Source organism: Cyanobium sp. L1E-Cus (assembly GCF_024345755.1).
In the GTDB taxonomy this organism is placed as follows: Bacteria; Cyanobacteriota; Cyanobacteriia; order PCC-6307; family Cyanobiaceae; genus Cyanobium_A; species Cyanobium_A usitatum.
Window position 1 is genome coordinate 440,833 of the sequence record NZ_JAGQBS010000002.1, and the last position, 17,483, is coordinate 458,315.

Below are 17,483 nucleotides of genomic sequence, written 5' to 3' on the forward strand. Positions count from 1 at the left end.
CAACCCCTACAAATGTTCGGGATCAGCCCACAAGCCGTAACTAATTGCGGCCCATAATCTGGGTTGCGTGATCTGGAGCACCGGGTCCAGGTCCCATGCCCAAGCCTTTCTGGTCAATCGTCCCCAGGCGACCACCCTCTCGGCGAGCACGCAAACCCTGGCGAGCTCCCCTGTCGCTGGCCATGCTGGTGAATGCCGGCGCCATCGGCTATCACCTCAGTGAGGGGTGGGACTGGGGGGATTCCTACTGGATGGTGCTGATCACCCTCAGCACCCTGGGATTTAGCGACGGGCACACCCAGATCCTGAGCGCGGGTGGGCGGGTGGTCACCACCCTGCTGATCCTGGGCGGCCTGGTGGTGGTGCAGATCAGTATCCAAGGGGTACTGGGCCTGTCTGAATCCGGTTACTTCCGGCGCCTGCGCGAGCGCCGATTCCGTAGTTGGCTATCCACCATGCATAACCATGTGATCCTTTGCGGCTATGGCCGCATCGGCCGCGAGATCGCCGAACAACTTGCCAGGGAAAACGTTCCCCTGCTGGTGGTGGAGATGGACGCGGAGCGCCGTGAGGCAGCAGAAGAGCGGGGGCTGGCCGTGCTGATGGCCGACGCCACCCTCGACGAGACCCTGCTGGATGCCGGCATCCACCGCTGCCGTGCCCTGGTGGCGGCCCTGCCCAACAACGCATCCAACCTCTACGTGGTGCTGAGCGCCCGGGGTATGGCGCCCAACTGCCGGCTCATAGCCCGTTCCGATAGTGAAGAAGCGGAACGCAAGCTGCGCCTAGCCGGCGCCGATCAAGTGGTGAGCCCCTACGTCAGTGGGGGGCGCACCATGGCCGCCACCGCCCTACGCCCCCTGGCGGTGACCTTCATGGATCTTTTGGCTGGCTCTGGCTGCGAGGTGGAGGAATTTCTGCTGAGTAGCGACCCAGCTGACCTGGGCAACCTCAATGGAGCATCCCTTGCGGAGCTCCAGCTCGGCTCGCGCTCTGGTGCCCTAGTGCTGGCGATCGTGCCCCCCCAGCCTGCAGCCAACGATGTGCCGAGGCAGTACCGGGGCTCCCAATACTCCCAACAGCGGCCAGAGTTGCTGGCAAATCCAGGTAGCGACACTCGCCTGGCCCCGGGCCAGATGCTTGTTGTGATGGGCAGTCAAGAGCAGCTGGACCTATTCACGAGGCTGCTTGGCACTGCCCTTAAAAGTGTGGACGTGATGTCTACCTAACCGTTAGATCTACAAAAACGAACAACTGAGCCAGGGCTCAATCGTCGTAGACGAGGCAATTGACATCCGATGGGTTGAGGTCACAGAACACCTCAAACGGTGTTGGAGCCTCGGTTTCCTCCGGATGGCGCACCTGAAAATCCTGCAGCTCCTTGATCTGCTGCTCGATCTTGCGGGCAACGGCCTGATCTCCCCGCTCCGTGGCCTCCGCCAGAGCTGAGCGATAGGTCACCAACTGGTCAACAATGCTCGACATGGCGCTGGCTCCCTGGAAAGGAGTTGTGAGCGAACGGCTGAAAATTTAGTCCCGGCAAATGCTTGTGGGGCAGCCCCATCCGCCAACGGCAACAGAAGACCTAATGCGTGTCAGTTTCCACACTGAATCCGCGCCCCTCGCCATGGTGTGGCGACTCACAAAAATTTCCGTGGCAGACGCTCCATACCTGGTGGCCCTGGCCCTAGTCGAACTCGATGGCAAGCGTGCCCTGCCCCTAACCGGCAAGTCCCAGAGGGAAGCCAGCGGCGGCGAGCCCGGCGAAGCAGGCCGCACCCTTGCCCTAGAGCTGCTGCTGAGGCTGTGGCAGCGCAGTGACGAGGGTGCCCTGCGGCGGGCCGCTGCTGAAGACAGCCTGTTGCTGTTGGAGATGCCGCTCGAAGTGATGAGCGAGCGGTTGCCACTGATCAAGGCCGACTGGATCGCCGGTGGCACAACTGAAGAGTTGCTAGCCAGCCTGAAGCAACTGGCCCAGCGGCGCTGGCGGATCGGCATCGTCAAATACCAGCCCGCCGCCTTCACGCCCTGGCCCTAAGCAGGCGCGACTGCGCTCAGGGACGCTGGGCGCGGGACCAGGAAGCAGGAGAAAAGGCATGGCCCTGCTCCAGGGCAATCGCCACAACCGCGTCGACACTGTCGGCGGCATCAACCCGGGCCCTTAGGGCCGTATCGGCATCAACCTTGACCATAAAGGCTGTGAGCTGGGCTTTCGACATGGCGATGCAAGGCTTGGAACAACCATCCCTAGCCAGGGTTTGATGATTTGGCATCACACCGCTGGTCAAGGCACATCCCGGGAGGGGCAGTTTCGACCGAAGCGTTAGGCGGCCGTGTATGGTGGAAAGTGATTCAAAGATTTCTCTCTAGCGAGCTGACCACTTTCTGTTGGGCCGTCGAAGGATCAATTCATAGTTTCTGAGTTCATGACCATTTACGTCGGCAATCTTTCCTTCGATGCGGAAGCGGAAGATGTCCAGCATCTGTTCAGCCAGTACGGACAGGTGAGCAAGTGCAGCCTCCCCCTCGACCGCGACACCGGCCGCAAGCGCGGTTTCGCCTTTGTCGAAATGGCCAACGAGGCCGAAGAGACCAAGGCAATTGAAGATCTCCAGGATGTTGAGTGGATGGGTCGCGCCATCCGCGTCAACAAAGCTGAGCCCCGCGGCAGCGGTGGCGGTGGCGGCGGTGGTGGTGGCGGCGGTCGCCGCGACTTCGGCGGTGGCGGTGGCTACAACGGTGGTGGCTACGGCGGTGGCGGCAGCCGCTACTGAGCCCCGCTCGCAAAAGCTGATTTCCTGGTCACTCAGGTGATCCATTGGCCGTCCCTTCGGGGGCGGCTTTTTGATGCAAACCAACCAGCTTCTTAGCCTGAGCCCATGGCAAGCGCTCCTCCCTTGGTGCTGGTGCACGGTCTGTGGGACACGCCACGCCTGTTTGATCGCCTCAAAATCCAGCTGGATGAGCGGCGATCCCCACTGCTTATCCCCTACCTACCCAATCGCCTCGGTGCCACTCCGATCCTGGAGTTAGCTCACCGGCTGGGCCGCCAAATCGAAGCAACCTTTGGTCCCCACACCCAAATCGACCTGCTGGGCTTCTCAATGGGTGGCGTGATCGGCCGTACCTGGATCCAACTTCAGGGCGGCCGATCGCGCACCCGCCGCTTCATCAGCGTCGGTAGCCCCCAGCAGGGCACTCTCACAGCTCAGCCCTGGCCAAGCTGGCTGCTGGCTGGCATTGCCGACATGAAATGGGGCAGCCCGCTGCTGCGCCAGCTCAACACAAATCTCGAGGGGCTAGACGGCGTGGAATGCTGCAGCTTCTACTGCGCTGCCGACCTGATGGTGCTGCCTGGTTGGCGCGCCGTATTACCGCTGGGCCCGCGGCAGCCCTTGCCCGTGCGCACCCACCAGCAGCTGCTGCAACATCCCGCGGCGCTGGAGCCACTGGTTGCCGAATTGCTGCGACCCTGAACTGGCTTACACACCCTGGCTTAACTCACCCCAGCCATCAATTTCTCTGAAACTCTGAAGGCTGGCGCAATTTCCAGCAATTGGATCCAGAATCCACCTATGGATGATCCCATCGCTTCGGGTCGTTATCGCGTACGCGCTGCCGTAGAACGCGAGCAAAGCGTGCCGCTGCAGGTGCAAGCAGCTCGCTTCAACACCAGAGACGACGCAGAAACCTTCGCCCATTTGGTAGCCCACGATCAGCACAAGAATGTGGTTGTGGAAAAGCTGGCTCCAGGAGGTTGCTGGCTGCAGTTGAGCCTTGTGGCCTGCGCTTTTTAGCTCTCAGCGCCGCGGGCAAGCAGGGCGTGATTACTGGGGATCCTTAGATCCCAGGCCCAGCCGCAACGCTCCAGCAGGCGGATAAAGCGGTAGGTGGGATCTGGCAATAGCCGCACTCGCCCTTGCCGCAGGGTGATTCCCTGACGCACCGAAGCTTGGAAAGCGTGGTGAAGATTGTGCCAGCCCTCGCCCAGGGTGATCACGGCCACAAACAGGTTGTTGCGGCTGGCATCTCCGGTGGCGAAGGGCTGATCGCCTTGCAGGTGGGCCAGGGAATTAACGCTGGCCACCCCGTGATAAAGCACAGTTGTGCTTAGGCAGAAGGCCGCCAGCCAAGGCAGTCCGCCCAGCTGCCAAGACAGCCCGGCCAGCAGCAGCACGGGCACAAAATGGAGCCTGTCGATCAGGCGCAACACCGGATCTGCCTCCACATCGGCCGGCAGGGTTGTGGGGAAAAAACTTGAAGACAACAACCAACCAACCTGGGAGCGCCACAGGCCCCTCCATCCCGCTGAAGGAGCAAGGGGGGTGTGGGGGTCGGCGCAAGTGTCGACGTGGCGGTGATGGGTTTGGTGGTGAGCCTTCCACCAGCTAGGGCCCATCTGACCTGCCGAAGCCCCCACAAAGGCCCCGATCCAGGCAACGGGACGGGGCGCCTTGTAGCTGGAATGGGTGATCAGGCGGTGATAGATGGCTGTGGTGGCCAGCATGCGCACCAAGTAGAGCACCAAAGCCCAAAGGGCCGCACCGAGACTGAGACCGGTCCAAAAGAGCAGCAGGCAGCCGAGGTGGGCCGCAATCGTCAGGACGGGGCCGAGGGAGTACAGAAAGCGACGTAGACGGGGCACTCAGCCCACTCCCAGAAAGGATTTGAGCCTAGGAGGCAGAGCGGTGCAGCCTGGATCACGGCGGTGCGGGATCCCGCCGCAAGGCCACCATCTCTGGGACGAAAACGAAGGTGAGATCGTCGAGGCATTCGGCCTGTCCATCGATAGCGCTGACACCACCCGCCACGAAATCAATCAACCGCTGGGCCTCGCTGCGCTCCATCGCCCCGGCGTGCACCAGCACGGTCTTGCGCTCGCGCAGGTGGTGCACGATCCACTGCGCCTCCTCGAAGCGGGTGGGGTGAAACACCACCACTTCGGGCATCCATTCGTTGAATGGGTTGGGCATGCCTGGGGAAACCCCGCTGGCGGTGGGCACTCAACGTATGGGGCTATTGCTACATGTGCAAGGAGCGACCCCGCCAGGTCCAGCCGATCAACAGCCCACCCAGACCCTTCAACCACCACCAGTTGAGGGGAGTGCCGAAATGGCGACGACTCCAGAGCCAGATCGCCAATTGCAGGGCGATGGCCAGCAGGGCCGCCAGGGCCGGCAACCAGGACAGGGGCAGGGGCGATCGCCAGGCCAACAGAAGGGCTGGGGGCAGCAACAACCAGGGAATGGCGTAGAGCTGCAGCACCACCGCACCAGCCGCCAAGGCCTTCGCCACATCACCATCGAGGCCAAGCAGCCAGTTTTTGGTCCAGCCTTCCCAGAGAGAGGCCAAGTCTCGGTACATGCGCAGGGTCAACCAGTCGAGCCCCAGCAGGTAGCGCAGGCGGAAGCCCTGGCCCTTGATCGCCCGAGCCAGGGCGAGATCCTCCACCACCTCGCCGGCCACGGCAGCGTGGCCACCAATGGCTCTGTAGGCCTGGCTGCGGAACAGCAGAAACGGACCCGCCGCAAAGGCCAAGGGATCGCAGGGATCATTAGCGCGCTCAATTGGAAAACCCAGTCCCAGCAAGCTGGCGATGATCGGCTGCACCAGCCACTCGGCCAGGCAGCCACAGGTGAGCCGCGGCGCCAGGGTGAGCAAATCGGCCCCGTGGGCAATGGCGTCTGTCAAGGCGGCCCGCAGCGCTCCCGGAGCGACGCGCACATCCGCATCGATGAAGACCAACCAGTCGCTTTCGAGCTCGCTGCTGGCGCGAAAACAGGCCCAGTTTTTACCCACCCAGCGCTCTGCCGGGGGACGGGCACCCGCCGACAGCAGGCCAAAGCGTGGATCGCCTGCGCCCGCCTGCAGGGCTAAGGCCGCAGTGGTGTCGCTTGAGTCGTCATCAACCACCATCAATGCCCAGTTCTCACATGGCGCCTCGCTGGCGAGGATTGCCCGCACGCAGTCGCTGATGTTGTCCGCTTCGTTGTAAGCCGGCACCACCACGGTGCAGGAGGTAGGGGCAAGGGAGCTTCCTGATGGAGCTGGTTGTAGAGCTAGGGCCGCACTGAAGCTGCGCTCCAGTAGGACCAGCATCACCGCCAGACCGAGGCAGGAAACCAGCCCCCAGCCACTGACCAGCGCGATCCAGATGGAGGTTGAAGGTCCCAGGATTCAGCAGCTCCGCTGTCGCAGCAAGCGATCAGCCTCGGCGCGGCGACAAACCCGACGAAAAGGTGCAAGGCCAATGCCGAACAACTCCTCAAACAGCCGATTGGCTGCCATCACCGAAGCCAGGCCACAGCGGTGCACCTGCTGCTCAAGGGTGGTTTGCGGTTGGGCTGCGATGCCCTCGAATAGCCGGCTGAGTCGAATGTGCTGGAGCGTCTGAAACGGTGTCTTACCGCGGCAGTGGTCAAAGCAGAGATCGAGCCACTCAGCACTCACCCCGATCGAATCAGCCACCACCTCCAACTCGATCTGCTCGGAAAAATGATGGGCGAAGTAGTGGGCAGCCCGAGTTACCACTTCAAGTTGCTGGGCAGGAACCACGGGAAGGCTGCGGCAGCGGCGCGGCGGGCCGTGAACAGCACTGCTGAGTGCCACTTGTGGTGAAAGGGGCCGCATCGCAGTCCGGGAAGGTGATCACCTGCAAGACATCCAAGACGTCTCACCTCCCAACTGATAGCCCCACCGCAGCAATGGCTGCAATCGCAATCAACACCGTTTGGGCGATCTGTAGCAAGGCTGCACCTATCGCAATGATCGGCAGCACCCAGCTTTAGGCAAGTGCACAAAGCTCGTGGGCCAGCTGTTCGCCGCTGCGCAGGGCACCCTCAATCCGCCCAAATCCCACCCCCGCAATGAAGTCGCCGCAGAATCCCACCCGGCTGCTTGGGCAGCAACTGAGTTCGGAGGGCAGCCCGGGCGCCAGGGGAAAAGCGGCACCCCAGCGCATCAGCTGGCGATCAGCCGTGGCGAGGTTTAGTCCAGGCAACCAGGGGGCCATCACCTGCTCAAGAGCGGTGGTGAGGGCAGTGATCACCGTATCTTCGCGGCCCTCATCGGGGGGCAGCTGAAGCATGCGGGCCACGGCGGAATGGGTGCCATAGACATCAAGGTGATCGGCGGCAAAGGAGTGGCTGGAATGGGCCACCACGGCGCAGCGCCCGTCGGCCAAGGGCTGAATGGTGATCCGCTGCAGCCCCCAGCGCTGCTGGGCTGCAGCATCGAAATGAAGCAGGCTGAAAGGAAGACTGGCCCAAGGTCCTGCTGCAGCCGCCTCAAGCAGCACCAGCAGATTGCTGCGGGCCTCAGCGCGGATGCCGGCGATCACAGTGAGGGCATGCTCCAGTCGGAGGTCGCCCAGTCGTTCTGCGGCCTGCTTGAGGGGCACCTCCTCCCAGCCAAAAATCTGCCTGCTGCGCGGATGGGCCAGCAGGGTGCTGCTCAGCACAAGCCAATGGGCCTGACCCAGCAACTCCCCCTCCCGATCCAGCAGCTGCCAGAGACCATCCTGACAATCGAGGTGGCGCACCAGGGTGCCGTAGTGGGGCTGCCACGCTTCGCCAGCCTCGCCGGCCAGGCTCAACAGTCCTTTGCAGAGATGATCCATGCCACCCCGACCCCGGTAGAGCTGGCCGAGCCCCAGGGCATCAGCCTGGTCTGGCCGCAGGGTCGCTTCCCCCTGAAGCTGGGCGATCAAACCAGGCCACGGCTCAATCCAGCCCCCAGCCAGCAGGGGCTGCAACAACAGCGGCTCCGTTGCGCCGGTGATGTTGAGCAGGGGCGCCCCGTGATCGATGCGCAGCCCATGATCCTGGCGGGAGCGCCGGGTGCTGGCCCGTCCGCCCGGACCTCGCCCTGTCTCCCAAAGGCTGAGGGTTCCGGTGTAACCCAAGCGGCGCAGCTGGGCAACGAAAGCGCAGCCCGATACCCCGGCCCCGATCACGGCGATGGATTCCGGGCCCGAGCTGGGCATACACAACAACTAAACCGCTAGGCCTTCAGGATGACAGCGATCTCCAAGGCTGCAGCCGATGATTGGCCCCCCGGCACTTGACCATCCGGTACTGGTGTTTGACGGCGGCTGTCCCTTCTGCCGCCATTTCGCTGAGCTGGCGGAACTGCGCAGTGGCATCCCGAACTTGGCGATCCGCGATGGCCGCAGCGATCACGAACTGCGGCGGCAGCTGCGGCAGCAGGGCTGGGACCTGAGCCAGGGTGCCGTGGTGTTGGCAGAGGGCCGGGTGCTGCATGGAGCCGAGGCGATTCAGTGGATTTGCAGCCGGCTGGAGCCCAGCGCCACCCTGCTGCAGCTGCTCGGCCCGATCCTCGCCACACCGGGGAGAGCAAAGCGCCTATATCCGATGCTGCTGCTGGCCCGGCGCCTCGCCCTGGCCGTGCAGGGATTACCTCTGGATCCGGACCAACCAGCTGGGCAGGCTGCAACAGGTAGCGTGAATTGATAAGGGAGTGGCTGTGGCGCGGTTTTTAGTGGTGCTCAAACCCGGCGTGCCGCTGGATGCCGCCGCCATGCTGGAGGCCCTCCAGCCTGTATTGGAGGGGCTCAGAGCGGAGATCGAGCACCGCACCCCAGCCCACCTCAGCGCCATGATCCGCGGTGGCGGTGAAACCCAGCGCATGCAGCTGTTCGCCGATGTGCAATCAAAAGCAGATGGCAAGGTGCTGGAGCTGGTGCTGCTGAGTCGCGAAGCCATGGGCACTACCGCCCCCCACACCCGCGAGGTTTTCAAGCAGCTGCTGGAGTTGATTCAGAGGCATGTGCCATCCATGCCTCTCACCTTCCGCTCCGACCGTGACGGCCCACTGCCAATCGGAACCTGAGCCGATCAGAGCCTGAGCCAATCGAAACCCGACCGACCATCCCCGAAATTTAATAAAGGCTTAGGATTTTCTGGAAGGTCCTGGATTTGCTCCGTGAACGAGAACCACCCCGTGCTGCTCTCGCTTGACGCGGAGCTGGATCACCTGCGCAGCGCCTACATCCAACAGCCCAACGAGCAAACCCGCTACCAGCTGGTACGCCTCGAACAGCTGATCCAGCAGTGGGCACCTGGTCGCTCCAGCAACGGCTGAAATTCCTCAGGGATTACACCACGGGCAGTGGCCCGGATCGGCTGCGGAGAGTCCGTCATGGCGGGGGCGCTCCACCTAAACGATGCGATCCCGGCCAGGGCTACCGCTTTTCCACCTACGCCACCTGGTTGATTCGCGACGCCATCAGCAATGCCCTGGCGGCTTCAGCTGCTCGATGAACTGCCAGAACAGGAGGCCGAACTGCAGCGATTGCGCTACGGAATCGCTGCAGGGGAACCTTTGAGCGTGAGCTCCACGGCTCGGCAGATGGGAAACACACGAGACACGGCCCGAGGTTTAGAACGAAGGGCCAACGCAACTATCCGGAGACTTTCGGTGCGCTTCATTGATCACCTTGAAGCCTGACCCTGTGACCTGGCACCCCCACCTCTGGCACCCCACCACCCAGGTGGCCAGCAGCCCCGAGCCGCTGCAGGTGCGCGCGGCCCGAGGCAGTGAGCTGGAGCTGAGTGATGGTCGCCACTTGATCGACGCCATCAGCAGCTGGTGGGTGACCCTGCACGGCCACGCCGAGCCAGCCATTGCGGCGGCGATCGCCCGCCAGGCCCAGCAGCTGGAGCAGGTGATCTTCGCCAACTTCAGCCACGAACCCGCCGAGCAACTCGCCACCCGACTCAGTGCGCTCACGGGCCTCGAGCGGCTGTTCTTCTCAGATAACGGCTCCACCGCCGTGGAAGTGGCCCTCAAGATCGCGTGGCAGTGGTGGCGCAACCAGGGCAGCGAACGCCGCCAGGTGATCTCCTTTGAGGGGGCATACCACGGCGACACCTTCGGAGCGATGGCCCTGGGGGAGCGCTCCCTGTTCACCGACCCCTATGAGCCGCTGCTATTTGCCGTAGCCCGGGTGGCCTGGCCCCACAGCCACTGGGGCGACGACGCGGTGGAGCAAAGAGAACAGGTCGCCCTACGCCAACTCGAACAGGCCCTAGAGACGCCCACCGCGGCCGTGATCCTCGAACCCCTGATCCAGGGTGCCAGCGGCATGCGGGTGGTGCGACCTGCCTTCCTGCGGGCCGTAGCCGAGCGGGTGCAGGCCGCCGGCGCCCTGCTGATCGCCGATGAGGTGTTCACAGGCTTCGGCCGCACCGGCGACCTGTTCGCCTGCCGCCGGGCTGGCATTCAGCCCGACCTGATGGCACTCTCCAAAGGCCTCACCGGTGGCTTCCTGCCAATGGGGGCAACGATGGCCAGCGAGCGGCTCTACCAGGGGTTCATCAGCGAACGGCCGGAGGCCACCTTCTTCCACGGCCACAGCTTCACCGCCAATCCCCTCGGATGTGCAGCTGCCCTTGCCAGCCTGGATCTGCTTCAGGCCAACCCCGAGCGCTTCCAGCAGTTCGAGGTGCGCCACACCCCACTGCTGGAAGATCTGGCCCGACACCCGCGGGTGCTGCGCCCCCGCTGCGTCGGCACCATGGCGGCCTGGGATGTGGACGCCGGCGAAGCCAGCTACCTCAATCCCGTCGGCAAACGGATCCAACGCCACTGCCTACAGCAGGGCGTGTACCTGCGACCCCTGGGCAACGTGGTGTACCTGCTGCCGCCCCTGGGCATCAGCGAAGACCAGCTTGATCGCTGCTACGCAGTGGTGAAGCAGGCAATGGACACGCCATAGCTGCCAAACGCCGGCCCAGCAAAAGCAGGCCCAGCACGGTGGTGCCACTCACCATGAGCACAAGGGCGGAGAACTGGGCGGCGGTGATTACCCCACTGGCCAAGGCAGTGGAGGCAAACACCAGACCAGGCAGGCCCCGGGGGATAAGGCCAAACACCACCACCCAGCGATCCACCCCGGCCACCTGATCCCGGCCGCTGATGCCAAGCCCGCAGATCAACTTGCAGCCAATCGCCAGCAGCAAGAGCACCAGGGCCAGCCACCAGGCCGAGGGCTGCAACAGGGTGCCCGCCTGGATGCGCATCCCCACCCCTAGGAAATAGAGGGGCAAAAACACCTCCGACAGCAGGGCCAGGTTGCCCCGAAGCTCGCGGGCCTCGGTGCTCCCTTCCCCCATGGGCGCCAGGCGATTGAAAAGCACCCCACCCCAGAGCGCCCCCAGCAGGCTGGTCACCCCGGTGACCTCACCGATCCAGCTGCAGCCGATCAACAGCAGCAACATTCCTAAGGGCCCCGGTTGCCAGGGCCCGTGGCGCCGCAACCACCAGCTCGACAGCGGCACGCTCAACAGGGCCAAGGCTGGGCCGAGCAGCACCAGCCAACCGGACCCGGCCGTAGCCGCGCCACCGCCCAGGCGGGTGCCCGCCAACAGCAGAGAGCAGGTGAGCAGGCCGATCGCGGGCAGATCGTCGAGCACCGACACCCCCACAAGCAGGCGACCGGAGGGGGTTTTCAAGGCACCGAGCTGGCCGAGGGCCCGCAGGGTCACCCCGGTGCCGGTGGCGCTGAGCACGGCCACAAAGAGCAGGGTGGTGGCAGTGGAAAGTCCAAAGGCCTGCTGCAGCGGCCACCAGGCCAGCAGCGGCGTTAGCGCCGACAGCAACACCGTGCGCAGCACTGCCGCTGGCCGGGAGCCCAACAAGCCGCCGCGCACCTCCAGACCCACCTGAAAAAACAGGGTGAGCACCCCCAGCTCCAGCAGACCGGAGAGGGAGCGGATCTGCTCAAAAGGCAGCACGGTGTTGCCCAGGGCAAAGCCAACTCCCAGCTCCAGCACGATCGCCGGCACTGCCCAGCGGGCGAGCCGGGTGGCCGTCAACCGGGCCAGCAGGGCCCCCACCAACAACAGCAGCAGGGTCGTGAGCAGGGAGGAACCCAAGGGAGCCAGCGGGGCGAGGGTGGCGAAGGTGGATCAGCCCGGCAGGATCACGCGATCAATCACGTGCACAATGCCGTTGTCGCAGGCAATGTCTGCGGTTACCACTGTGGCGTTCTTCACCTCAAAGGGCTCGCTACGGCGGATCGGGATCGGAGCCCCCTCCAAGCTCGGCCACTCGGCCTGGGCCACCAGGGCCTCGCGGGTGTAGGCACCAGCCAGCACGTGGTACTTGAGGATTCGAGCCAACTGGGGTGGGTTGTCTACCAACGTTTGCACCGTGCCCGCAGGCAGTGCAGCAAAGGCATCGTCCACCGGGGCAAACACCGTGAAGGAGCCCGGGCCCTCCAGGGCGCCGCGCAGGCCGGCGGCATCGACGGCCGCCAGCAGGGTGTTGAAGGCGCCGGCGGCGAGGGCGGTTTCCAGAATCGTGGCCATGGCAGCTCTCCTAGCGGTAATCCTGGGTTTGAATGTCGGGAAGGCGCGCCTCGGGCCGCAGGAAACGATCCATCTGGGCCTCAAAGAAGCGGCGGTTGGCCGCAAGATGCTCCGGGTCGGTGTCGTCGAGGGGATAGAGCAAGGCACAGCGCAACGCCTGGATCACTGCCGAAGTCACGTTGTACATCGAGCGCTGAAAGGTGATGCCCAACTGGATCAGCTGGTCTTCCTCACCGCGCTTGTGGGTCTTGTACATCTCCTGCAAATAGGGAGGCAGAAAATGCAGCATGTCCTGCATTAATAAGGTGGGAGGAATGCCGGCGGATCCCACCGGGAACACATCGGCATAGAGGATGCCGTAGTGGAAGTCGGCTTGATCAGCCGGCACCTGATAGGCCTGGGCGTTGTAGCTCTTGGTGCCGCGGAAAGGTGAGGTGCGGTAAAACACCGCCTCCACATAGGGCAACGCCGCCTCATAGAGCCAGGTGAAGCCCTCGCTCTTGGGAATGATCTCGAAGCACTCGCCCCGGATGAACACATGGTGGTAAATCGGCCGCCCCGCCACCGCGAAGATGCCGTTGACGAGGAAGTCCATCGCCTCGGGAACGGAAGTGAGCTTCCCCTCGTCGTAGAGGTCGCTCATCTCGAAGAACACCGGTGCCATCACCTCCCAAAATAGGCCGAGGTTGGCGTAGAAGGAGAGTTGCTTGACTTGCTCCATAAACATATCCGGGAACAGCTTATAGAGCCCCAGCATCACCAAATTGCCCTTGAAGTAGGCCTTGATCGCCCGATCGGCATTGGCCTTGTAGACGTCGCTCTCCAGGAAGTCGTTGAAGCGGCCGCCCATGCCCTGGTGCCAGAACATGGCCTGCATGCAGGCCTCGGCGAATTCCATGTTCACCCGGTCGTGCCAAAGGTGATGCAGCAGCTTGGGCATGCGCCGGGTCTCACCCCGCTCCATAAACTCCAGTAGCTCCGGATGGGCCTTTTCACCGCCGCGCCAGATACGCAGCTTGGATTGATCACCGGAGTAGCTATTGGGGAGATCGAGATACTCCTTAGAAATAAAATACTTGAATGCGGGAAGCGGATTGAGAAATACCCGCTCAGCGATATACAAAAGATCGCGCCAATAAAAATCCATCGGCACGGCGTAGGCCTTATAGATACCGATGATCTGCTGCAGGTTCTCGGGGGTATCAGGCAGCATTGATCCTCCCGCCTCAAGCCGGTGGATCACCTCTGCGTAGGGATGGGTTGAGGGAGGAATCAGGGGTGTGCGGACACCCGGGGTCGAAACGATGGGTGTCATACGGGCAGTTGGGTGCGGAGGGCAAGGGCAGCGGTGGCGGTTTCACTCCAGCCGGTGAGTCCTAGGGGCCATAGTCCGGTGAGTAGCACCAGCAGGGTGAGAACAACGGCCGGCAATCGCTCGCCCAGGCTGGTGCCCTGCCAGTCAGCTCGGGAATTATCGAGCCGGCCAAAACCAACCCGATTGAATAGCCGCACCGCATAAACAGCAGTAAAACCAGAGGCCACCAGGCACACCAACGTTGCCCTAGGAAAGACGGTCCAGCTGCCCTCAAACACAAGAAGTTCTGCAGGGAAGCCAGCCAGTCCAGGAATGCCAGCGGCGGCCATCAGGGCAAGCAATAACAAACCCATCGTGAAGGGCAGGCCCCTAATCGGATTGAGCAGGCCGGATAGCTCGGCAATAACGGTGGTCCCGGTCTTGCGCTGGATTAGCTCAACGCAGGCAAATAGCAGGGCCACTATTAAGCCGTGAGCAATCACCTGAGCCATCACCCCCTGCAGGCTCAAGGGGGTAGCGGCAGCCAGAGCCAATACCAGCAAGCCCATATGGCCAAGCGAGCTGTAGGCCATCAGGCGGCGCATATCTTTAGCCGCAACAGCGTTAAGGGCGCCATACACGGCGCTAACGGCACCAGCAGCAGCGATCCAGGGGGAAAAAGCTGTCCAGGCGTCTGGCAATAGGCCCACACCAAAGCGCAGCAGGCCGTAGGCACCAAGCTTGGAAACGGCCCCACCAAGCAACATCACCACCGGAGCAGGGGCCTGGCTGTAGCTGAACGGCTGCCAACCGTGCAGCGGCACCACGGGCAACTTCAGGCCAAAAGCAAGCAGCAGCAGGGCCAGCACCCAGGCCTGGGCAGCTGGAGCGAGGGGCGTTGCCGCCAGGGCCTCAAAACTGAAGCTCACGGTGCTGGTGGCAGCGCCCTGACCCAACCAACCGAAGGCCAGTACCCCAGCAAGCAGGCTGAGTCCAGAAACGGCGCCATAAAGCAGGAAGCGGGTGGCAGCTCCTGCTCGTCGCTCCCCTCCCCAGATAGCCACCAGCAGCGTGGTGGGGATCAACACCAGCTCAAATGCCAGCACAAACAACAAGGCATTGCGGGCGAGGAAGGCGCCCACCACCCCGAAGTTGGTGGCAAGCATTAAGGAGAAGTAGAGGCGCGAGCGGCCCTGGTCTGCAGGAGAGGCCAACACCGCCATAGCAGTAAGCAGGGCGGTGAGCAGCACCAGGGGCAGGGAGATGCCATCGAGACCGAGCTCCAGGGCAAGGCCCAGGCGAGGCAACCAGGTAAGGCTGAGGTCGGCGGGGGGCTGCAGCCAGCAGTACACCCCAACCAAAAACTGGGCCAGGGCGGCCAGGGCGGCCAGGGAGCGCACCAAGGCGGGACGCCCCTCCGGCAATCGGGACAGCAGCAAACCCGCAACCCCGGGGATCAGCAGCAGTAGCAGCAGTGGGGAAGAGGTCACGGCAGCAAGGACAGGGGTAAGGGTGCGGGGCTGGCCAACAGCCAGGCAGCCATCAGCAGCACCCCCAGCACCAGGCTGAGGGCGTAAGCCTGGGAGCGGCCGGAGGTGGTGAGGCTTAGCCGGCGGGCTCCAGCCATGGCTGCGGCCCCGGTGCCACCGCTGAAACCATCCACCAGGCGGCTATCACTCCAGGCGCCAAAGCGGGCTAAGGCCAGCACCAGAGCCACCACGGTGCGGTGATAAAAGCGCTCGGTTTGCATGTCGTGGGCGAGCCACTCCTGCAGGCCTGAGAGGGCCTGGGGCAGCCGGGCCAGGCCGTGGGGCCGCAGGTAGAAGGCAGCGGAGAAACCCCCTCCCACCAGGGTCGATACCAGCAGAGGCCAGGCCAGCGGCCCCCAACCGGGCAGGGGAGTGAGGCTGAATACGCCATTGCGCACCAACAATTGAGGCAGGTGCAGCTCCATACCCATCAACACGGTGGTGGGCAACACCATCAACCACAACACCTCGGCGGAGCGCTGGGTGAAGGGTGTGGGGCGACCGCCCCAGATTTGGCCGAATACACGAATCAAGCCTGCGCTGATCAGGCAATTGGTGAGCAGCACCAAGCCACCCAGCAGCCAGGGATGGCCGCTGGCTGCTGTGAGAGCAAGCAGCTCGCGCAAGGCGGCAAAACTGGCGAAGGGAGGCAGTCCCATCAGGCCAGCTGCCCCGGTGAGGAAGGCCAGGCCCATAAGCGGCCGCCGGCTCCAAAGCCCACCCAGCTGGGTGAGGTCCTGGGTCACGTTGCTGATCACGATGGTGCCAATGGCCATCAGGATCAGGGCCATCGGCAGCGGATAAACGAGCAGCAGGTGATCGGCCACCGATGTGCCACCCAAACCCACCGCCACAAACAGCAAACCAAGCCAGCTGCTCACCAAGAAGGAGAGGGCTCGCTTTACATCCACCTGAGCCAGCGCGATCAACGAGGCCACCACCGCCGTGGTGCCGCCAACGGCAACCAGCACGGCCTGCACCAGCGGGCTCAGTTCGATGAGGGGCTCCAGGCGCAGCAGCACCCAGGCGCCACCAACCACCACTACCGAGTTGCGCAGCACTGTGGAGGGCAGGGGGCTCTCCATGGCCTCATCCAGCCAGAGGTGCAGAGGAATTTGGGCGCACTTGCCCATGGGGCCGGCGATCAGTGCTAGCAGGATCAACGTGAATCCAGCCGGCAGGGGTTGGCCGTTGTTGGTGAGATCGGCGGCCCATCCCTGCAGGCCATGAAAATTCCAGGTGCCGCTAACCGGCAACAGGGCAATTACCCCCGCTAGCAAGATCAGGTCGCCGATGCGCTTGGTGAGAAAGGCGTCGCGAGCCCCTTTCACCACCAGGGGTTGGTTGTACCAGGTGCCCACGATCAGGTAGGTGCCCAGGGTTAGCAACTCGAGAATTACGTAGCTGAAAAACACCGAATCTGTGAGCACCAGACCACACAGGCCAGCCTCAAAGAAGCTCAGGCAGCCAAAGAAGCGGGGCCAACCCCAGTCCATTTCCATGTAGCCGATGGCGTAGATCTGAACCAGCAGGTGCAAGCCGGTGATCACGGTCATGGCGATCAGTACTGGCTCGGTCACCAGCCCGTCAAAGCCGACCCTTAGACCTGCCGTCTCGAGCCAGGTCCAGCTGAAGCTCACGGGCCTGTAGAGGGCCTGGGCCCCAGCGGCGGCATTGGTGTGCAAGGCCGTTAGCGCTAGCAAGCTGTGGCTGAAGGCCACGGCCACCATGGCCAAGTTGAGGTAGCCGCAGGGGCGCGGGCCGGTGCGGGAGATCAACCCCGGCGACCAGGCCAGCGACAAAAGGGCCGCCAGCAAGGGATAGAAAGGAACCAACCAGGCGGTTTGAAGCAGAGCAACAGTCATCGTGTCAACCAGGCAATAGAAATCTCAACAGCTCAGGCATGTGAAAGATGACGAATACGCCTTCGGATCGGTAACGATAGAAACAGACGCATCGGCTTGGGGCGGCAAAGGTAGATCAAATCCAATCGGTGTCAGTAGAAGTGCTTATCAATCGTCGAGATCACTTGGAGTCCCTCTCAGCTCCATACTCCTCCACTCTTTAAAGACTTCTCCACTCTGTAAAAACTCCTCCACTCTCTAAACACCATGGCCTGCCCAAAATGCGGCTGCCGCCTACTCACCAAGGTGGGGCGCTCCAAGAAGATGCTGATCTGCAGCGATTGCAGCCACCCACTCGAACCATCATCTGATCAGCTTGCCTCCCAGTGGCGCCAGCTATCCACGTTTATGTTTGTGTTGATGGTGGCTGGAGTGCCTGTGTTCCACACCCTGGTTTCAGGGATGGTCAGCTCCACGTCCACAC

The 17,483-nt window shown here is 63.2% G+C and carries 23 protein-coding genes; 11 read left to right on the forward strand and 12 right to left on the reverse strand.

The window, feature by feature from the left end; translation table 11 throughout:
• Positions 1 to 95 precede the first annotated feature (95 nt).
• Positions 96 to 1,229 (forward strand): TrkA family potassium uptake protein, encoded by a 1,134-nt coding sequence (locus tag KBZ22_RS02375; protein ID WP_255020870.1) that lies wholly within the window; start codon positions 96 to 98, stop codon positions 1,227 to 1,229.
• Between the two features lie 37 nt (positions 1,230 to 1,266).
• Here KBZ22_RS02375 and KBZ22_RS02380 read toward each other — a convergent pair whose 3' ends face one another.
• On the reverse strand, positions 1,267 to 1,485 hold the full coding sequence (locus KBZ22_RS02380) for a CP12 domain-containing protein (protein ID WP_106501514.1): 219 nt from the start codon (positions 1,483 to 1,485) through the stop codon (positions 1,267 to 1,269).
• Positions 1,486 to 1,588: 103 nt separating this feature from the next.
• On the opposite strand from KBZ22_RS02380, the gene KBZ22_RS02385 reads away from it, so the two are divergent.
• Positions 1,589 to 2,038, forward strand: coding sequence for a hypothetical protein (locus KBZ22_RS02385; RefSeq protein ID WP_261353826.1), 450 nt, complete (start codon positions 1,589 to 1,591; stop codon positions 2,036 to 2,038).
• A 16-nt stretch (positions 2,039 to 2,054) separates the two neighbouring features.
• Here KBZ22_RS02385 and KBZ22_RS02390 read toward each other — a convergent pair whose 3' ends face one another.
• Positions 2,055 to 2,219, reverse strand: a complete 165-nt coding sequence (locus KBZ22_RS02390) for a Nif11-like leader peptide family natural product precursor (protein ID WP_106501513.1) — start codon at positions 2,217 to 2,219, stop codon at positions 2,055 to 2,057.
• A gap of 207 nt (positions 2,220 to 2,426) precedes the next feature.
• On the opposite strand from KBZ22_RS02390, the gene KBZ22_RS02395 reads away from it, so the two are divergent.
• From KBZ22_RS02395 to KBZ22_RS02405, 3 genes are all read left to right on the forward strand, one after another.
• Positions 2,427 to 2,774: an RNA-binding protein gene (locus KBZ22_RS02395; protein ID WP_106501512.1), complete on the forward strand. Its 348-nt coding sequence runs from the start codon at positions 2,427 to 2,429 to the stop codon at positions 2,772 to 2,774.
• Between the two features lie 105 nt (positions 2,775 to 2,879).
• Complete coding sequence (locus KBZ22_RS02400) at positions 2,880 to 3,476, forward strand: triacylglycerol lipase (RefSeq protein WP_254941341.1); 597 nt, start codon at positions 2,880 to 2,882, stop codon at positions 3,474 to 3,476.
• 99 nt (positions 3,477 to 3,575) lie between these two features.
• Entirely contained in the window at positions 3,576 to 3,797 is a 222-nt protein-coding gene (locus KBZ22_RS02405) for a hypothetical protein (protein WP_254941342.1), read from the forward strand.
• On the opposite strand, the gene KBZ22_RS02410 is transcribed toward KBZ22_RS02405, so the two are convergent.
• The 5 genes from KBZ22_RS02410 to KBZ22_RS02430 all read right to left on the reverse strand — a co-directional run bounded on the left by KBZ22_RS02410 (position 3,794) and on the right by KBZ22_RS02430 (position 7,984).
• A complete protein-coding gene (locus KBZ22_RS02410; RefSeq protein WP_254997996.1) occupies positions 3,794 to 4,645 on the reverse strand; it encodes an acyl-CoA desaturase in 852 nt (283 codons plus the stop codon). The genes KBZ22_RS02405 and KBZ22_RS02410 overlap by 4 nt on opposite strands.
• 55 nt (positions 4,646 to 4,700) lie before the next feature.
• Positions 4,701 to 4,973 (reverse strand): cell division protein SepF, encoded by a 273-nt coding sequence (locus KBZ22_RS02415; RefSeq protein ID WP_255020871.1) that lies wholly within the window; start codon positions 4,971 to 4,973, stop codon positions 4,701 to 4,703.
• A 49-nt stretch (positions 4,974 to 5,022) separates the two neighbouring features.
• The gene (locus KBZ22_RS02420; RefSeq protein WP_255020872.1) at positions 5,023 to 6,099 is read right to left on the reverse strand and encodes a glycosyltransferase family 2 protein; all 1,077 of its coding nucleotides are present in this window, start codon (positions 6,097 to 6,099) and stop codon (positions 5,023 to 5,025) included.
• 78 nt (positions 6,100 to 6,177) lie between these two features.
• Entirely contained in the window at positions 6,178 to 6,630 is a 453-nt protein-coding gene (locus tag KBZ22_RS02425) for a hypothetical protein (protein WP_255020873.1), read from the reverse strand.
• A gap of 154 nt (positions 6,631 to 6,784) precedes the next feature.
• Entirely contained in the window at positions 6,785 to 7,984 is a 1,200-nt protein-coding gene (locus KBZ22_RS02430) for an NAD(P)-binding protein (protein ID WP_255020874.1), read from the reverse strand.
• Between the two features lie 58 nt (positions 7,985 to 8,042).
• On the opposite strand from KBZ22_RS02430, the gene KBZ22_RS02435 reads away from it, so the two are divergent.
• The 6 genes from KBZ22_RS02435 to bioA all read left to right on the forward strand — a co-directional run bounded on the left by KBZ22_RS02435 (position 8,043) and on the right by bioA (position 10,738).
• On the forward strand, positions 8,043 to 8,471 hold the full coding sequence (locus KBZ22_RS02435; RefSeq protein WP_255020875.1) for a DCC1-like thiol-disulfide oxidoreductase family protein: 429 nt from the start codon (positions 8,043 to 8,045) through the stop codon (positions 8,469 to 8,471).
• A 13-nt stretch (positions 8,472 to 8,484) separates the two neighbouring features.
• Complete coding sequence (locus tag KBZ22_RS02440; protein ID WP_254941349.1) at positions 8,485 to 8,850, forward strand: hypothetical protein; 366 nt, start codon at positions 8,485 to 8,487, stop codon at positions 8,848 to 8,850.
• A gap of 93 nt (positions 8,851 to 8,943) precedes the next feature.
• Entirely contained in the window at positions 8,944 to 9,102 is a 159-nt protein-coding gene (locus tag KBZ22_RS02445; protein ID WP_255020876.1) for a hypothetical protein, read from the forward strand.
• Positions 9,072 to 9,281 carry a hypothetical protein gene (locus KBZ22_RS02450; protein ID WP_255020877.1) on the forward strand — a complete coding sequence of 70 codons (210 nt, stop codon included), beginning with the start codon at positions 9,072 to 9,074 and terminating at the stop codon, positions 9,279 to 9,281. Before KBZ22_RS02445 ends, KBZ22_RS02450 begins: the two co-directional genes overlap by 31 nt.
• The gene (locus KBZ22_RS02455) at positions 9,253 to 9,468 is read left to right on the forward strand and encodes a sigma factor-like helix-turn-helix DNA-binding protein (protein ID WP_254941352.1); all 216 of its coding nucleotides are present in this window, start codon (positions 9,253 to 9,255) and stop codon (positions 9,466 to 9,468) included. The genes KBZ22_RS02450 and KBZ22_RS02455 overlap by 29 nt, the downstream gene beginning before the upstream one ends.
• Positions 9,469 to 9,472: 4 nt before the next feature.
• On the forward strand, positions 9,473 to 10,738 hold the full coding sequence (gene bioA / locus KBZ22_RS02460) for an adenosylmethionine--8-amino-7-oxononanoate transaminase (RefSeq protein WP_255020878.1): 1,266 nt from the start codon (positions 9,473 to 9,475) through the stop codon (positions 10,736 to 10,738).
• Here bioA and KBZ22_RS02465 read toward each other — a convergent pair.
• The 5 genes from KBZ22_RS02465 to KBZ22_RS02485 are packed head-to-tail and all read right to left on the reverse strand — an operon-like array spanning position 10,677 to position 17,020.
• Positions 10,677 to 11,897, reverse strand: coding sequence for a cation:proton antiporter (locus KBZ22_RS02465; RefSeq protein ID WP_254941354.1), 1,221 nt, complete (start codon positions 11,895 to 11,897; stop codon positions 10,677 to 10,679). The two genes, bioA and KBZ22_RS02465, sit on opposite strands and share 62 nt — an antisense overlap.
• Positions 11,898 to 11,930: 33 nt before the next feature.
• The gene (locus KBZ22_RS02470) at positions 11,931 to 12,332 is read right to left on the reverse strand and encodes a fasciclin domain-containing protein (RefSeq protein WP_106502876.1); all 402 of its coding nucleotides are present in this window, start codon (positions 12,330 to 12,332) and stop codon (positions 11,931 to 11,933) included.
• Between the two features lie 10 nt (positions 12,333 to 12,342).
• On the reverse strand, positions 12,343 to 13,647 hold the full coding sequence (locus tag KBZ22_RS02475) for a CO2 hydration protein (RefSeq protein ID WP_255020879.1): 1,305 nt from the start codon (positions 13,645 to 13,647) through the stop codon (positions 12,343 to 12,345).
• Entirely contained in the window at positions 13,644 to 15,116 is a 1,473-nt protein-coding gene (locus KBZ22_RS02480) for an NADH-quinone oxidoreductase subunit M (protein ID WP_255020880.1), read from the reverse strand. The genes KBZ22_RS02475 and KBZ22_RS02480 overlap by 4 nt, the downstream gene beginning before the upstream one ends.
• On the reverse strand, positions 15,113 to 17,020 hold the full coding sequence (locus KBZ22_RS02485; RefSeq protein ID WP_255020881.1) for an NAD(P)H-quinone oxidoreductase subunit F: 1,908 nt from the start codon (positions 17,018 to 17,020) through the stop codon (positions 15,113 to 15,115). Before KBZ22_RS02485 ends, KBZ22_RS02480 begins: the two co-directional genes overlap by 4 nt.
• Positions 17,021 to 17,483: the final 463 nt, after the last annotated feature.

What these genes read in the sequence shown, in the direction of transcription:
- KBZ22_RS02375 (WP_255020870.1), top strand. Translation starts at nt 96, where the DNA reads ATGCCCAAGCCTTTCTGGTCAATCGTCCCCAGGCGACCACCCTCTCGG.
- KBZ22_RS02380 (WP_106501514.1), bottom strand. Translation starts at nt 1,485, where the DNA reads ATGTCGAGCATTGTTGACCAGTTGGTGACCTATCGCTCAGCTCTGGCG.
- KBZ22_RS02385 (WP_261353826.1), top strand. Translation starts at nt 1,589, where the DNA reads ATGCGTGTCAGTTTCCACACTGAATCCGCGCCCCTCGCCATGGTGTGG.
- KBZ22_RS02390 (WP_106501513.1), bottom strand. Translation starts at nt 2,219, where the DNA reads ATGTCGAAAGCCCAGCTCACAGCCTTTATGGTCAAGGTTGATGCCGAT.
- KBZ22_RS02395 (WP_106501512.1), top strand. Translation starts at nt 2,427, where the DNA reads ATGACCATTTACGTCGGCAATCTTTCCTTCGATGCGGAAGCGGAAGAT.
- KBZ22_RS02400 (WP_254941341.1), top strand. Translation starts at nt 2,880, where the DNA reads ATGGCAAGCGCTCCTCCCTTGGTGCTGGTGCACGGTCTGTGGGACACG.
- KBZ22_RS02405 (WP_254941342.1), top strand. Translation starts at nt 3,576, where the DNA reads ATGGATGATCCCATCGCTTCGGGTCGTTATCGCGTACGCGCTGCCGTA.
- KBZ22_RS02415 (WP_255020871.1), bottom strand. Translation starts at nt 4,973, where the DNA reads ATGCCCAACCCATTCAACGAATGGATGCCCGAAGTGGTGGTGTTTCAC.
- KBZ22_RS02420 (WP_255020872.1), bottom strand. Translation starts at nt 6,099, where the DNA reads ATGCTGGTCCTACTGGAGCGCAGCTTCAGTGCGGCCCTAGCTCTACAA.
- KBZ22_RS02425 (WP_255020873.1), bottom strand. Translation starts at nt 6,630, where the DNA reads ATGCGGCCCCTTTCACCACAAGTGGCACTCAGCAGTGCTGTTCACGGC.
- KBZ22_RS02430 (WP_255020874.1), bottom strand. Translation starts at nt 7,984, where the DNA reads ATGCCCAGCTCGGGCCCGGAATCCATCGCCGTGATCGGGGCCGGGGTA.
- KBZ22_RS02435 (WP_255020875.1), top strand. Translation starts at nt 8,043, where the DNA reads ATGATTGGCCCCCCGGCACTTGACCATCCGGTACTGGTGTTTGACGGC.
- KBZ22_RS02455 (WP_254941352.1), top strand. Translation starts at nt 9,253, where the DNA reads ATGCCCTGGCGGCTTCAGCTGCTCGATGAACTGCCAGAACAGGAGGCC.
- KBZ22_RS02470 (WP_106502876.1), bottom strand. Translation starts at nt 12,332, where the DNA reads ATGGCCACGATTCTGGAAACCGCCCTCGCCGCCGGCGCCTTCAACACC.
- KBZ22_RS02475 (WP_255020879.1), bottom strand. Translation starts at nt 13,647, where the DNA reads ATGACACCCATCGTTTCGACCCCGGGTGTCCGCACACCCCTGATTCCT.
- KBZ22_RS02485 (WP_255020881.1), bottom strand. Translation starts at nt 17,020, where the DNA reads ATGACTGTTGCTCTGCTTCAAACCGCCTGGTTGGTTCCTTTCTATCCC.